Here is a 14,968-nt window from a genome sequence, read left to right as displayed (position 1 = left end):
CAGCAGCGGTCAGGAATCGCGGCGCAGGTCTGGGGGGATCGGCAGGTCTTTGAGCGGATCAGGCCGCTTGCCCTTGCCGGCGCGGTATTGGCGGATCTGGTAAACGTAGGCCAACACCTGCGCAACGGCCAGGTACAAGCCGGCCGGGATTTCCTGGTCCAGGTCGGTGGAGTAGAAAATCGAGCGCGCCAGCGCCGGCGACTCCAGCAGCAGGATGTCATTGGCCACCGCGATTTCGCGGATTTTCAACGCGGTAAAGTCGCTGCCCTTGGCCAGTAGCATCGGCGCGCCGCCTTTCTCGGGGTCGTACTTGAGGGCCACGGCGTAGTGGGTCGGGTTGGTGATGACCACGTCGGCGTCGGGCACCGAGGCCATCATCTTGCGCTGGGACATTTCCCGCTGCAGTTGGCGGATGCGTTGCTTGACCTCGGGGCGGCCTTCCTGGTCCTTGTGCTCGTCGCGCACTTCCTGCTTGGTCATCAGCAGTTTCTTGTGGCTTTCCCACAGTTGAATCGGCGCATCCACGGCGGCGATGAGAATCAGCCCCGCCGCCATCCACAGCGCGCTCCAGCCCACCACCTGCACGCTGTGGATGATCGCCGACTCCAGCGGCTCATGGGCGATGCGCAGCAAATCGTCGATGTCGGACGACAACACCGCCAAGGCCACGAACAGAATCAGGAAAAACTTGGCCAGGGCCTTGAGCAATTCCACCAGGGCCTTGACGGAAAACATGCGCTTGAGCCCCGCCCCGGGGTTCATGCGACTGAACTTGGGCGCCATGCTGCCCGCAGCAAACAGCCAGCCGCCCAGGGCCACCGGGCCGATCAGCGCGGCGAGCAACAAGGTGATCAGGATCGGCTGCACCGCCAGCAGCGCGATTTTGCCCGAGTGCAGCAGGTACTGGGCCATGGCGTCGGGGTTGAGCAACACTTCGCGCGGCAGACTGAAGTTGTGTTTCATCATCTCCAGCAGGTCCAGCGCCAGGCCACCGCCGTAGATCAGCAAGGCGCCTGCTCCGGCGATCATGGTGGCGAAGGTGTTGAGCTCTTTGGAGCGCGCGATCTCGCCCTTTTCCCTGGAGTCCTTTTTACGTTTCTCCGTGGGGTCTTCTGTTTTGTCCTGACCACTCTCGCTCTCGGCCATGGCTCAGCGCGCCCGTGCCAAATCACGTAAGAACTGCAAGGCTTCGCTCGCCAGCGGTTGATACTGATTGAGAATGTCAGCCAGGCCGACCCAGAAAATCCCCATGCCCAACACCAGGGTCAAGGGGAAGCCAATCGAGAAGATGTTCAGTTGCGGCGCCGCACGGGTCATCACGCCAAACGCGATATTGACCACCAGCAGCGCAGTGATCGCCGGCAGCACCAGCAACAGCGCTGCGCCCAACACCCAACCCAGGCGCCCCACCAGCTCCCAGAAATGGTTGACCACCAACCCCGAGCCCACCGGCAAGGTGGTGAAGCTTTCGGTCAAGACTTCGAACGCCACCAGGTGACCGTTCATGGCCAGAAACAGCAAGGTCACCAGCATGGTCAGAAACTGTCCGATCACGGCTGCCGACACCCCGTTGGTAGGGTCGACCATGGACGCGAAGCCCATGCCCATCTGGATCGAGATGATTTGCCCGGCGATCACAAACGCCTGGAAGAACAACGTGAGGGAAAACCCCAGCATGGCGCCGATCAGGATCTGTTCGGCAATCAGCAGCAAGGCGCTCAAGTCGAGGGCGTTCACCGGCGGCATCGGCGGCAGGCCAGGCACGATCACCACGGTGATCGCCACGGCAAAATACAGGCGCACGCGACGTGGTACCAGGGTGGTGCCGAATACCGGCATGGCCATCAGCATGGCCGTGACGCGAAACAGCGGCAGGATGAACGAGGCCACCCAGGTACTGATCTGGGTGTCGGTCAAGGCCAGCAAGGATTGCATCGGCTCAGCCGATCAACTGCGGAATACTGCCGTACAACTGCAGGATGTATTCCATGAAGGTTTGCACCAGCCACGGGCCGGCGACAATCAGGGTCACCAGCATCACCAGCAGGCGCGGCAGGAAGCTCAAGGTCTGTTCGTTGATCTGGGTGGCCGCCTGGAACATCGCCACCAGCAGGCCGACCAACAGGCTCGGTACCACCAGCACGGCAACCATCAGAGTGGTCAGCCACAGCGCTTCACGGAACAGGTCGACGGCGACTTCTGGGGTCATGGCGCTATACCCCTCCGAAACTGCCGGCCAGGGTGCCGATAATCAGCGCCCAGCCGTCCACCAGCACAAACAGCATGATCTTGAACGGCAGCGAGATGATCAACGGCGACAGCATCATCATACCCATGGCCATCAGCACGCTCGCCACCACCAGGTCGATGATCAGGAACGGGATGAAGATCATGAAGCCGATCTGGAACGCGGTCTTCAGTTCAGAGGTGACGAACGCCGGCACCAGGATGGTCAGCGGTGCCTGGTCCGGGGTAGCGATGTCGGTGCGCTTGGACAGGCGCATGAACAGTTCAAGGTCGCTGGAGCGGGTTTGCGACAGCATGAAGTCCTTGATCGGGCCCTGGGCCTTGTCGATCGCATCCTGGGCCGTGAGCTTTTCTGCCAGATAAGGTTGCAGGGCTTGCTGGTTCACCTTGTCGAACACCGGCGCCATGATGAACAGCGTCAAAAACAGCGCCATGCCGGTGAGGATCTGATTCGACGGCGTCTGCTGCAGGCCCAGGGCCTGGCGCAGGATCGAGAAGACGATGATGATCCGCGTAAAGCTGGTCATCAGCATGACGAACGCCGGGATAAAACTCAGCGCCGTCATGATCAGCAGGATCTGCAGGCTGACCGAATATTCCTGCGCGCCGGCCGCGTTGGTGCCCAGGGTAATCGCCGGGATCGACAACGGATCGGCGCCCAGGGCCATCGGCGCGGCCAACAACAGCATGAGCGTCAACAAAACGCGCATTACTTCTTATCCTTCTGATCCTTGCCCAGCAATTCCATCAGGCGCTGGGCGAATTCTGGCGTGGCGGCTTCGGTCTTGACCGCATCCACCGGGGTCTTGAGTACGTGCAGCGGGGTGATGCGGCCAGGGGTGATGCCGAGCAGGATCTGCTCCTCGCCCACCTGCACCAGCACCAGCCGATCACGTGGGCCAAGGGCGCGCGAGCCCACCAGCTCGATCACCTGGCTGTTGCCCGGGCCGATGCGCTGCACGCGGCGCATCAGCCAGGCCAGCACGAAGATCAGGCCGATCACCAGCAACAGGCCCAGCACCAGTTGCGTCAACTGCCCGCCGACGCTGCCGACCGCTGGCGCCGCTGCCACCTGCGCCACCGGCTCCGCCGCCAGGGCGCTCAATGGCAGCGCCAGCAACAGTCCCGCCATCGAGTACTTCATCTCAGCGCAACTTCTTGATGCGTTCGCTCGGGCTGATCACGTCGGTCAGGCGGATGCCGAACTTCTCGTTGACCACCACCACCTCGCCATGGGCAATCAGGGTGCCGTTGACCAACACGTCCAACGGCTCGCCAGCCAGGCGGTCCAGTTCGATCACCGAGCCCTGGTTAAGCTGCAACAGGTTGCGGATGTTGATCTCGGTGCTGCCCACTTCCATGGAAATCGACACCGGGATGTCGAGGATCACATCCAGGTTCGGGCCATCAAGGCTCACCGGGTCGTTGTTCTTCGGCACGCTGCCGAATTCTTCCATGGCCAGGCGGTTGCCGGCCGGCGCGGTGGCAGCGTCGGCGGCCAGCAGCGCGTCGATGTCGTCCTGGCCTACATCGCCGGTTTCTTCCAGGGCCGCAGCCCACTCGTCAGCCAGGGCCTGGTCTTCGGCGGAAGTGTTTTCGTGTTCGGTAGCCATTACATGTCCTCGGCGCAGCAAACAATCATGAATTAGGGTTGAATCAGCGGCGGTTGATCGGCTCAACCACTTGCAGCGCCAGGTTGCCCTTGTGGGAACCGAGCTTGACCTTGAATGACGGCACGCCGTTGGCGCGCATGATCAACTCTTGCGGCAAGTCGACGGGGATGATGTCCCCAGGCGCCATGTGCAAAATATCCCGCAGGCGTAACTGGCGGCGGGCCACGGTGGCGCTCAGCGGCACGTCGACGTCCAGCAGGTCTTCGCGCAGGGCCTTGACCCAGCGTTCGTCCTGGTCGTCGAGGTCGGACTGGAAACCGGCATCGAGCATCTCGCGCACCGGCTCGATCATCGAATACGGCATGGTCACGTGCAGGTCGCCGCCACCGCCATCGAGTTCGATGTGGAAGGTCGACACCACAATGGCTTCGCTGGGGCCGACGATGTTGGCCATGGCCGGGTTCACTTCCGAGTTGATGTACTCGAAATTGACTTCCATGATCGCCTGCCAGGCTTCCTTCAAGTCGATGAAGGCCTGCTCCAGCACCATGCGCACCACACGCAATTCAGTCGGGGTGAATTCACGCCCTTCGATCTTGGCGTGACGGCCGTCGCCACCGAAGAAGTTGTCCACCAGCTTGAACACCAGCTTGGCGTCGAGGATGAACAGCGCGGTGCCGCGCAACGGCTTGATCTTGACCAGGTTGAGGCTGGTGGGCACGTACAGCGAGTGCACGTATTCACCGAACTTCATCACCTGCACACCGCCCACGGCCACGTCCGCCGAGCGGCGCAACATGTTGAACATGCTGATGCGGGTGTAGCGGGCAAAGCGTTCGTTGATCATCTCCAGGGTCGGCATGCGTCCCCGCACGATGCGATCCTGGCTGGTAAGGTCGTAACTTTTGACGCTGCCGGGTTCGGCAGCCATTTCGGTCTGTACCAGACCATCGTCCACGCCATGCAACAGCGCGTCGATTTCATCCTGGGACAGCAGGTCTTGCACGGCCATGTCGTGATCCTACTGCAATACGAAGTTAGTGAAGAGCGCCTGCTCGACCACGACTTTGCCGAGTTCTTTCTGGGCCACTTCCTGCACGCTGGCAGTGACCTTCTGGCGCAGCATTTCCTGGCCGACGGGCGTGGCCAGGCTGTCGAAGCTCTGCCCGGAGAACAGCATTACCAGGTTGTTGCGGATCACCGGCATATGCACCTTGAGGGCATCGAGGTCCGCCTGGTTGCGCGCCAGCAAGGTGATACTCACCTGCAGGTAGCGTTGACGACCATTCTGGTTGTAGTTGGCGACAAAGGCCGGAAGCATCTGCTCGAAGATTGCCGGTTGCTTGACGTTAGTGGCAGCTTCGGCGGCGGGCGCCGGTTTGCTCGCACTGCTGTGCATGATGTACCAGGTGCCGCCCACCGAGGCGCCAATGGCCAGGAGCAGGCCCAGCACAATCAACAGGATCAGCTTGAGCTTGCCTTTGCCTGCGGGGGGAGTTGCTGCGTCGTCGCTCTTCGCCATGCCAATAATCCGTCACTATTCGGGGATTCGTAGATCTATGGCAAGGCAAGAGCAAGTGTTATGCCAGAGTTGTCTTAGGCCAAGACAACCGAAATCAAATGTGGGAGCTGGCTTGCCTGCTCCCACACTGACCGGGTTTGGACAGGACGTCAGGCGTAGTAGTCGACAGCGCTGGAGCCGATCACGCTCTGGCTCACGGGCGCCGCTACTTCGGCCACGTCCACAGGGCCACCGGCGTCGCCACTGTCAGCACGCCTGCCGCTGCCACCTACGCCCCGCGCCTGCCCCTGCTGCTGTTGCTGCTGGTCCTGCCCCCGCGATTGGTCGGAGACATTCACATCCACCTGCCCCATGCCCTGCTGGGCAAACATCTCCCGCAAGCGCCCAGACTGGCTCTCCAGCGCTTCACGCACCACCGCATGGCCGCTCATGAAGTTGACCTGGGCCTGCTGGTCCGCCGTCATATTGACCTTGATGTCCAGGCGCCCCAGCTCAGCGGGCTGCAACTGGATCTCGGCCGACTTGAGGTTGGCGCTGGACAGGTACATCACGCGGTTGACCACCTCTTCGGTCCAGCCGCTCTGGTGCATGGCCAGGGGCGCATTGGTGACGGGCGGCAAGGCATTTGCGGTTTTCGGCGTGGCCGCCTGGGTCAGCGCGGCCAGGCGGTTGGCGAAGTCATCTACGCGGGTGTCGCTGCTGGCGTTCTTGAGGTCCTTGAGGCCGTCATCGATCAGCGCGCCGAAGGCCTTGTCACCGCCTTGGTCGGTGCTGTCCTTGGTGGCCTGCTGGTCAACCATGTTGGCCAGGCCGGCGGCAAAGTTCTGCGCAGCGGTCGGTTGGTCCTGGGTGGTGGGCACGACTTTCTGCGGCGTCTGGCTGCTGGCCGAGACGTGACCGCCCTGCTCCATCGCCAGGCGCACGGCCGGCATCGAATCCAGCGGGTCGGCCTCGGGGTCGAAGGCCGGCTGCTTGGGCTGCTCGGTCACAACAATGAGCGGCTGGGCGTTGTCATCGGCGGCAGTGGCAGCAGGCGCTTGTACGGGAACAGGGACCGCCACCGGCGTCACGGCGGCGACCAGTGCCGGGTCGGCCACCGGTTGCTGCGTCAGGGACGGGTCGACCGCTTGCTCGCCTTCACTGTCAGCGCTGTCGTCGGCCTTGGCAGGCAAGGGATTGCCGCTATCGGCAACCGCTGGCGCGCTGGCGGCAGGTTTATCGTTGTCGGCGGCCGGTTTGGCGCTGGTGTCAGCTGCCTTGTCGCGCAGGGGGTTTGCTGGCGCATCATCGTTCTTGGCCTGCGGCTTGGCACCTTGATTGGCGAACACTTGAGCAAAGCCAGGGCCCTTGTCCCGCGGGGCCGCAGGCGCTACCGCAGGCGTGGCGGCCGGCGCTTGAGGCTTGGCCGCGGTGGCAGCCTGAAGGAGCGAATTGGGGGCGACTGGCATAAGTAAGGGTCTCCACTGCATGGGGTCGGGGATGCAGTCTGTGGAGGTAGAGCAAGAGTCGGGCCAGGTTTACAACATGCCTGGACATATCCGATTCAATGTAGGAGCGAGCTTGCTCGCGAAAAACTCACAGGCGCCGCATTCATCCAGGAAGCACGCGTTATCGTTGACGTTTTTCGCGAGCAAGCTCGCTCCTACATTCATACAGTGGCTTGACCAGCGCAAACTCATGATCAATCTGATCAACCAGCGCGCCTAGATCCGAGGCCGCCTCGACGGCCTCGGTCTCCAGCAGCTCACACAATTGGGCCAAACGCACCGCCCCTAGATTGCCGCTGCTGCCTTTGAAACTGTGGGCAATCCGTCCCAACGTTTTGGCGTCGCCCCCAGCCTTGCGCAGTGCTGCGACGCGCTCTTGCGAGTCCTCGATAAAGGTGTCGAGCAACGTCGGGTACTCGCTCTCCATCACTTCCTGCAAGTCCGACAACACGTCGGGGTCCAAATGAATCTCAGCCACTTGCTCGCTCCTTGATCAAGAATCGGCGGATTATGCCAGAGCCTCCCAACAAAACTCCACGCAGACACTGCGCCCGCCATCGGACCAGCCTACAGCGCTGCTCAGTTGACGCACCAGGCTAAGACCTCGACCAGACAGACGGTCGATGTCCACGGGACGTGCCAGTTCCTGCGCCACATCAAAACCCTGCCCGCTGTCTTCCAGGCGCAAGGTCAATTTGCCGCCCTTGTCGGTGGGTACCACCTGCACATGCACGCGCACATAACCGCTGTCCAACTGTGCCAGCCGCTCATGGCGCTGGCGATAATACTGCGCAAACCCCTGGGCATCGCGCTTGAGCCGTGAGTCCAGGCCCAGCACGCCATGCTCCAGCGCGTTGGAATACAACTCGGCCATCACACTGTAAAGCGCCCCGCTCTGCTCACGCAGGCCGTGGATCTCCAGCAGCAGTTGCAGCAGGTACGGCAGCGGGTTGTAGGTTCTGAGGGTCTGGGCGCGAAATTCGAAACTCACTGACCAGTCCAGTGGGCACGACTGGCCGCTGTCGGCATACATCGGTTCGGCCGCCCGCAAGGGCTGGCCCGCCTGCAAGGTGATCTCGACCATGCTGACGTCATCGCGCGCCTGGCCGCGAAAGGCCGCCAGGGCCTGCTCGATGTCCTCGAACAAGCGGTCAGGCTCGCGGTTGGCGGCGAACACCTGCTGCAAGCGCTCGGCACCGAACAGTTGATCGTTGGCGTCAGCGGTGTCCAGCACGCCGTCGGAGAGCAAAAACACCCGGTCGCCCAACGCCATGGGCCAGACCTCGGTGCTGTCATCGAACGCCTCTGCCGCCAACACCCCCAGGGGCAGGTGCCGCGACATCAACGGCGTGCGCCTGCCCGTGGCGACTTCATGCACATAGCCTTCGGGCATGCCACCGTTCCACACCTCTACCGCCCGCCGCTGGGCGCTCAGGCACAGCAAGGTGGCGCAGCAAAACATGTCCACCGGCAGGATGCGCTTGAGCTTGGCGTTCATTTCCCGCAGGGTCTGCGTGAGGCCGTAGCCCTTGGCGGTCATGCCGTAGAACACCTCGGCCAGGGGCATGGCACCGATGGCGGCCGGCAGGCCATGGCCAGTGAAATCCCCAAGCAGCACGTGCATATCGCCGGACGGCGTGTAGGCCGCCAGCAACAAGTCACCGTTGAACAACGCATAAGGCGATTGCAGGTAGCGAATATTCGGCGCGGCGTTGATACAACCGGAATGGGCGACCTTATCGAACACCGCCTTGGCCGCCCGTTGTTCATGCATCAGGTGTTCGTGGTGCTTGGCGATCAGGTCACGCTGCTGTAAAACCGTGGCCTGCAGGCGGCGCAAGCGATCCATGGCGTTGATCTTCGCCGCCAGGATCAGGGGGTTATAGGGCTTGGGCAAAAAGTCATCGCCGCCGGCGTCCAGGCACTGGGCCAGGGCTTCGCTTTCGCGCAGCGAGGTGAGGAAGATGATCGGCACCAGCGCCTCGCCCGCCAACTGCTTGATCTGCCGCGCGGCTTCAAAGCCATCCATCACCGGCATCAGCGCGTCCATCAACACCAGTTGCGGGCGCTCGCGGGCAAACACCTCAATCGCTTCGGCGCCATTGCTTACAGTCAGCACCTGATGGCCCTGGCGGCGAATGATGCTCGCCAGCAACAGGCGGTCGGCCGCGCTGTCTTCGGCGATCAGGATGGTCAGCGCCTCCAGGACCGGGGCCAGGGCGCTCAACTGATGTCGAACAGCTTGTCGAAATTGGAGATGGCGAGGATCTTACGCACGTCGCAGTTGCTGTTCGTCACGCGGACCTCGGCCTCATCACCGCCGGCATGATCCCGTAGCAACAGCAGCATGCCGAGGGCTGAACTGTCCATATAGGTGGTATCTTTGAGGTCGACGATATAGGTCTCGGGGACCTTGTAGAAACGCTCGTAGGCCTCCCGAAACGCCAAGTGGCTGCCGAAATCGAACCGGCCCTTGATTGCGATCGTCAACTTCTTCCCATCCAGGGATACTTCTGACTCGACTGACATGTGACTGCTTCCTTGTCATTGCACTAGACACAAGGTGTAGCAGCTGAACCCCATCTGAGCAACACAGCAAATGCCCTTTGTAGGAGCGAGCTCGCTCGCGAAAAGCTCACAGGCGCCGCGTTCATCCAGGAAGCACGCGCTACCGTTGACGTTTTTCGCGAGCAAGCTCGCTCCTACAAAGGCGATCACATGGTGGCGTTAGAACTGTTCTGGGCGGGGAAGGCGTTGGGAGAGTTCATCGAGCAGTTTTTGCTCGCGCTTGTCTTCGATGGCTCGCGCTTCGTCGATGTAGCGCTGCACCAGCTTGCGCAGCCCCTCGACCCGGGCAAACGCCTGTTGCCAGGCTTCGCGGGCCTTGTCTAGGTTGGCCTCGTGCCAGGCCAGGCTCTGGCGTTGTTGGCCGACGGCGGTTTCAAGCTGGTTGAGAAAGCCCTGGTACCCCATCAGCCACTGGCCGGAAACACCCTGGCTGCCGCGCTCGATCCACTGTTGCTGGTACTCACCACGAAAACGCTCCAGGTCGCCCAGCTTGCTTTGGGCCAAACGCACCTGGCCCTGGAAGTAGCCAAGGCGCTGTACGGCGGCTTTCTCGGCCTTTTCGGCCATGTCTACCACCGGGGCCAGGCGCGCGGCGCGGCTGTTGGCCATGGCTTAACCGCCCGGTGCCGGGGCGAAGATGGACTGCAAGTGCGACTGGCTCTCGCCCATGGTGATCTTGTCGTTGAGGCCCTGGCGCAGGTAGGTCACCAGTTGCGGCTGCAAGGCGATGGCCAGGTCGGTGTCGCGGTCGCCACCGGCCACATAGGCGCCGACGCTGATCAGGTCACGGCTTTGCTGGTAGCGCGACCACAACTGCTTGAACTGCTGGGCACGCGCCATATGCTCCGGCGTGACCACCGCCGGCATCACCCGGCTGATGGACGCTTCGATGTCGATGGCCGGGTAATGCCCCTCTTCCGCCAAACGCCGCGACAGCACGATGTGGCCGTCGAGTACGCCCCGCGCCGAGTCGGCAATCGGGTCCTGTTGGTCGTCGCCTTCGGACAACACGGTGTAGAACGCGGTGATCGAGCCGCCACCGGCTTCGGCATTACCGGCACGCTCCACCAGCTTGGGCAGCTTGGCAAATACCGACGGCGGGTAACCCTTGGTCGCAGGCGGTTCACCGATGGCCAGGGCGATCTCGCGCTGGGCCTGGGCGAAACGCGTGAGCGAGTCCATCAGCAACAGGACGTTCTTGCCCTTGTCGCGAAAATATTCGGCGATGCGTGTGCAGTACATCGCCGCACGCAAGCGCATCAGCGGTGCATCGTCTGCCGGAGAAGCGACGACAACGGAACGCTTGAGCCCTTCCTCACCGAGGCTGTGCTCGATGAACTCCTTCACTTCGCGGCCCCGCTCGCCGATCAGCCCCACCACGATGATGTCGGCCTCGGTAAAGCGCGTCATCATGCCCAGCAACACCGACTTACCCACGCCGGTACCGGCGAACAGGCCCAGGCGCTGGCCGCGACCGACCGTCAATAAACCGTTGATGCTGCGAATGCCCACGTCCAGCGGCACGCTGATGGGGTTGCGCTTGAGCGGGTTGATGGTGGGGCCGTCCATCGGCACCCAGTCTTCGGCTTTCATGCCGCCCTTGCCGTCCAGCGCACGGCCGGCACCGTCGAGTACGCGGCCCAGCATGCTCATGCCCATGGGCAGGCGGCCAGTGTCGGCCAGCGGCACCACGCGGGCGCCGGGGGCAATGCCGGCGAGGCTGCCGACCGGCATCAGGAAAATCTTGCTGCCCGAAAAGCCCATCACTTCGGCTTCGACCTGCACCGGGTGGTAGCTGTTGTCGTTGATCACCAGGCAACGGCTGCCCATGGCGGCGCGCAGGCCCTCGGCTTCGAGGGTCAGGCCGACCATGCGCAACAGGCGCCCTTCGAGGATCGGCTGGCCGGGCAACTCGGTGGCCTCGGCGTAGCTGCCCAGGCGCTTGGCGAAGCTGGTGCGATCAAGGCGCATCGGTGGCGTCCAGGTCAACGCTCAGGTCCGGCTCGGCGGGGTGCAGGGCTTGTTCATGCAGTTGATCGAACAACTTGGCCATGATCTGGCTGATGCGGGTTTCCACCGTCGCATCGATGCGGCTGTGCTCGGTCTCGACGCGGCAACCGCCGGGCTGCAACGAAGCGTCTTCGACGATGCGCCAGGTTTCTTCATGGCGCTCGCGCAGGGCTTTGACCTGTTCGAAATCCTGCGGGTTGATGTACAGCCGCACATTGCCGACGCCCAAGGGCAGCAGCTTGAGGGCTTCACGCATCACCGCTTCGATCTGGCTGGAATCGAGCACCAGTTCGCGCTGGATCACTTGGCGCGCGATGTGCTGCACCAGGCCGACCATGGATTTTTCCAGCTGCGAGTCCTGTTCGGCGATAGGGTCGAACAGGTTGCCCATCAAGCGCTCCAGGCTGCCCAGCTTGGTGACCAGTGCCGCCTCGGCTTCCTGACGAACCTTGAGGGTGGTGCTGCGAAAACCGTCTTTTTCCCCCGCTGCAAAGCCTTCGTTGTAGGCCTCCTGGCGGATGGTTTCCAACTCTTCGAGGGTCAGTGGCTGGACTTCATCCAGCGGCACCTCTTCCATTTCCGCCGGCGGTTCCTCGACCGGCTCAGGCTCGGGTTCCGGCACATGGGGGTCGAAACTGGGCAGCGACCAGATGTCGAAGCCGCCGACATCCCGTGCGCGGATCAGATCGCTGGGCGCCTCATCTTTATTCGACATGCAAGGCGCCTTAGATCATTTCTTCGCCGCCCTTCCCGCCGAGAACGATTTCTCCGGCTTCGGCCATACGGCGGGCAATGGTGAGGATTTCCTTCTGGGCGGTTTCCACGTCGCTGACGCGCACCGGCCCCTTGGCTTCCAGGTCGTCGCGCAACAGCTCCGAGGCGCGCTTGGACATGTTCTTGAAGATCTTTTCTTTGACGTTTTCGTCCGAGCCCTTGAGTGCCAGCACCAGCACGTCCGAGGACACTTCGCGCAGCAGTGCCTGGATGCCACGGTCGTCGACATCGGCCAGGTTGTTGAACACGAACATCAGGTCTTCGATCTGGCCGGACAGGGTGTCGTCGATCTCGCGGATCGAGTCCATCAACTGGCCTTCGACCGAACTGTCGAGGAAGTTCATGATGTCGGCCGCGCGCTTGATGCCACCCAGGGTGGTGCGCGAGGCATTGGAGTTGCCGGAGAACTGCTTCTCCAGAATGGTGTTGAGTTCTTTGAGCGCCGCCGGTTGCACGGTGTTGAGCGACGACACGCGCAGGATGATGTCCAGGCGCACTTTATGGTCGAAGTGGCCGAGCACTTCGCCGGCCTGGTCCGGGTCCAGGTAGGCCACCACGATCGCCTGGATCTGTGGGTGCTCGTAGCGGATCACGTCGGCCACTGCGCGCGGTTCCATCCACTTGAGGCTGTCCAGGCCGCTGGTGTTGCCACCCAGCAGGATGCGGTCGATCAGGCCGTTGGCCTTGTCTTCGCCCAGGGCTGAGGTGAGCATCTTGCGAATGTAGCTGTCGGAGCCGACGCCCAGGCTGGTCTGGTCGCCGACGATCTCGACGAACTCGCTCATCACCTGCTCGACTTGCTCACGGTGCACATTGCGCATCTGCGCCATGGCCACGCCCACTCGCTGGACCTCTTTAGGGCCCATGTGGCGCAGCACTTGGGCAGCGTCGGTTTCACCCAGGGACAGCAGCAGCACGGCGGCTTTGTCGACCCGGGACAGCTTGGCCACAGCGGCTCGATCATTCATCTGCGTTAATCCACTCTTTCACGACCTGAGCCACACGGCCCGGGTCTTCTGCCACCAGACTCTTGATTGCGTTCAACTGAGCGTCATAGCCTTCGCTCGGGCTTGGCAACAGGATGCTTTGCGGGCCGCCGAGGCTGACGCGGTCGTTGGCCAGTTCGCCGTCCAGGCCGCCCATGCCACCCAACTCGACGTCGCCACCGGCCAGTGCCAGTTGCTTCTTGCTGCCGCCGGTGATGTTGTTGAGCACCGGGCGCAAGACGCCGAACACCAGCACCAGGATGAACAACACCCCGAGCACTTGCTTGACGATGTCCCAGAACCACGGCTGGGTGTAGAACGCAGGGTCGGCGATCACTTCACCGCGCTCGGCGGAGAACGGCATGTTGATCACGCTGACGCTGTCGCCACGGCTGGCGTCGAAGCCAACGGCGTCCTGCACCAGGCGGGTGAAACGGGCCAGTTCGTCAGCCGTCCACGGCGCACGGGTCACCGCGCCGTCCGCAGGGTTGACCTTGACCTGGTCATCGACCACCACCGACACCGACAGGCGATTGATCTTGCCCTGTTGCTGCTTGGTGTGGCTGATGGAACGGTCGAGCTCGAAGTTCTTGGTGGATTGGTTACGCTTGTCCGCAGGGTACGGCGCAAGCATCGGCTGGCCGGTGGCCGGGTCCATGATCTGCTGGCCGTTGGCGTCCAACAGCGGCTGGCCAGGCTGGATCGCCCCAGCGGTAGCAGCGGCGCCACCGGTGGTCTGCGGTGCCGAGGCCGGCGCGGGTGGCTGGTTGCTCAGGGCGCCCGGCACACCTTGGGGGCCATTGCTGGCGGTGCGTTGTTCGCTGGTGGACTGCTCGCTGCGCAGGGCCGGCTGGTCGGGGTTGAACTGTTCGGAGGTGGATTCGACGGCGCTGAAATCCACATCGGCGGAGACTTCCGCCTTGTAACGGTCGTTGCCCAGTACCGGTTGCAGGATGTTATGCACCCGCTGGGTGAGCATGCTTTCCATGCGGCGGCTGTAGTCGAACTGCTTGCCGGCCTGGGTCAGCGCGGAGTTTTCGGCCATGTCGGACAGCAGGTTGCCCTTCTGGTCCACCACGGTGATTTGCGACTTGCTCAATTCGGGAACACTGGTGGCCACCAGGTTGACGATCGCCAGTACCTGGCCAGGCTCCAGGGAGCGGCCGGCAAAGAGTTCGACCAACACCGAGGCGCTAGGCTTGCGTTCGTCACGCACGAACACCGAGCTTTTCGGAATCGCCAGGTGCACACGGGCGGCCTTGACGTTATTCAGGCTGGAAATGGTGCGCGCCAGTTCGCCTTCCAAACCACGACGGTAGCGTGTGGCTTCCATGAACTGGCTGGTGCCCAGGCCCTGGTCCTTGTCGAGGATTTCAAAACCAATATTGCTGTCGGACGGCGCCACGCCAGCGGCGGCCAGTTTCATCCGCGCGCGGGCCACGTCATCGGCCTTGACCAGCAAGGCACCGGAGTTGGGCTCCACGGTGTAGGCGATGTCGGCGGCGGCGAGGGTTTCCATGATCTGCTTGGAATCCATGCCCGACAGGCTGCCGTACAGGGGGCGGTAATCGGGTTGCTGCGACCACAGCACCACGGCAAAACCAATCGCCACGCTGGCTGCCAGGCCCACCATCAGGCCCACCTGACGCAGCATGGTCATTTCCGAGAGGTTTTCCAGGAACGACAGGCCAAACAACGGCGGTTTGCCGTCGGCCTTGGCGGGGAGGTTGTCGGAGACTGCTTCAGCCATGACTTAAATCT

At 62.7% G+C, this 14,968-nt stretch carries 17 protein-coding genes; all 17 read right to left on the bottom strand.

The features are described from left to right. Positions 1–9: 9 nt before the first annotated feature. Positions 10–1,146, bottom strand: a complete 1,137-nt coding sequence (gene flhB / locus DK871_RS06490; RefSeq protein WP_161904417.1) for a flagellar biosynthesis protein FlhB — start codon at positions 1,144–1,146, stop codon at positions 10–12. A gap of 3 nt (positions 1,147–1,149) precedes the next feature. Then, positions 1,150–1,935, bottom strand: coding sequence for a flagellar biosynthetic protein FliR (fliR, locus tag DK871_RS06485; RefSeq protein WP_003192935.1), 786 nt, complete (start codon positions 1,933–1,935; stop codon positions 1,150–1,152). Between the two features lie 4 nt (positions 1,936–1,939). Further along, positions 1,940–2,209: a flagellar biosynthesis protein FliQ gene (fliQ, locus tag DK871_RS06480; protein ID WP_003192936.1), complete on the bottom strand. Its 270-nt coding sequence runs from the start codon at positions 2,207–2,209 to the stop codon at positions 1,940–1,942. 4 nt (positions 2,210–2,213) lie between these two features. Beyond that, positions 2,214–2,957, bottom strand: coding sequence for a flagellar type III secretion system pore protein FliP (fliP, locus tag DK871_RS06475; protein ID WP_003192937.1), 744 nt, complete (start codon positions 2,955–2,957; stop codon positions 2,214–2,216). Next, positions 2,957–3,391 carry a flagellar biosynthetic protein FliO gene (gene fliO / locus DK871_RS06470; RefSeq protein WP_161904416.1) on the bottom strand — a complete coding sequence of 145 codons (435 nt, stop codon included), beginning with the start codon at positions 3,389–3,391 and terminating at the stop codon, positions 2,957–2,959. Before fliO ends, fliP begins: the two co-directional genes overlap by 1 nt. A gap of 1 nt (position 3,392) precedes the next feature. Beyond that, positions 3,393–3,860: a flagellar motor switch protein FliN gene (fliN, locus tag DK871_RS06465; RefSeq protein WP_003192941.1), complete on the bottom strand. Its 468-nt coding sequence runs from the start codon at positions 3,858–3,860 to the stop codon at positions 3,393–3,395. A gap of 43 nt (positions 3,861–3,903) precedes the next feature. Continuing rightward, a complete protein-coding gene (gene fliM, locus DK871_RS06460; protein ID WP_003192943.1) occupies positions 3,904–4,872 on the bottom strand; it encodes a flagellar motor switch protein FliM in 969 nt (322 codons plus the stop codon). A 9-nt stretch (positions 4,873–4,881) separates the two neighbouring features. Next, positions 4,882–5,382, bottom strand: a complete 501-nt coding sequence (gene fliL, locus DK871_RS06455; RefSeq protein ID WP_003192946.1) for a flagellar basal body-associated protein FliL — start codon at positions 5,380–5,382, stop codon at positions 4,882–4,884. Between the two features lie 149 nt (positions 5,383–5,531). Then, positions 5,532–6,830, bottom strand: a complete 1,299-nt coding sequence (locus DK871_RS06450) for a flagellar hook-length control protein FliK (protein ID WP_161904415.1) — start codon at positions 6,828–6,830, stop codon at positions 5,532–5,534. A 160-nt stretch (positions 6,831–6,990) separates the two neighbouring features. Then, complete coding sequence (locus DK871_RS06445; protein WP_043049687.1) at positions 6,991–7,347, bottom strand: Hpt domain-containing protein; 357 nt, start codon at positions 7,345–7,347, stop codon at positions 6,991–6,993. Between the two features lie 30 nt (positions 7,348–7,377). Next, on the bottom strand, positions 7,378–9,096 hold the full coding sequence (locus DK871_RS06440) for a fused response regulator/phosphatase (RefSeq protein WP_161904414.1): 1,719 nt from the start codon (positions 9,094–9,096) through the stop codon (positions 7,378–7,380). Further along, positions 9,093–9,398: an STAS domain-containing protein gene (locus tag DK871_RS06435; protein WP_161904413.1), complete on the bottom strand. Its 306-nt coding sequence runs from the start codon at positions 9,396–9,398 to the stop codon at positions 9,093–9,095. The genes DK871_RS06440 and DK871_RS06435 overlap by 4 nt, the downstream gene beginning before the upstream one ends. 198 nt (positions 9,399–9,596) lie before the next feature. Continuing rightward, complete coding sequence (gene fliJ / locus DK871_RS06430) at positions 9,597–10,046, bottom strand: flagellar export protein FliJ (protein ID WP_003192954.1); 450 nt, start codon at positions 10,044–10,046, stop codon at positions 9,597–9,599. Between the two features lie 3 nt (positions 10,047–10,049). Beyond that, positions 10,050–11,408: a flagellar protein export ATPase FliI gene (gene fliI / locus DK871_RS06425; protein ID WP_032895945.1), complete on the bottom strand. Its 1,359-nt coding sequence runs from the start codon at positions 11,406–11,408 to the stop codon at positions 10,050–10,052. Further along, positions 11,398–12,162 carry a flagellar assembly protein FliH gene (gene fliH / locus DK871_RS06420; RefSeq protein ID WP_161904412.1) on the bottom strand — a complete coding sequence of 255 codons (765 nt, stop codon included), beginning with the start codon at positions 12,160–12,162 and terminating at the stop codon, positions 11,398–11,400. Before fliH ends, fliI begins: the two co-directional genes overlap by 11 nt. 10 nt (positions 12,163–12,172) lie before the next feature. Continuing rightward, positions 12,173–13,189, bottom strand: a complete 1,017-nt coding sequence (gene fliG, locus DK871_RS06415; protein ID WP_003192957.1) for a flagellar motor switch protein FliG — start codon at positions 13,187–13,189, stop codon at positions 12,173–12,175. Further along, entirely contained in the window at positions 13,182–14,957 is a 1,776-nt protein-coding gene (gene fliF, locus DK871_RS06410) for a flagellar basal-body MS-ring/collar protein FliF (RefSeq protein WP_003192958.1), read from the bottom strand. The genes fliG and fliF overlap by 8 nt, the downstream gene beginning before the upstream one ends. Positions 14,958–14,968: the final 11 nt, after the last annotated feature.

It is taken from the genome of Pseudomonas sp. L13, from assembly GCF_009935965.1.
Classification (GTDB): domain Bacteria; phylum Pseudomonadota; class Gammaproteobacteria; order Pseudomonadales; family Pseudomonadaceae; genus Aquipseudomonas; species Aquipseudomonas lactis.
The sequence above is the reverse complement of the archived record's forward strand: the minus strand, read 5'-3'. Positions and strand labels throughout refer to the sequence as shown.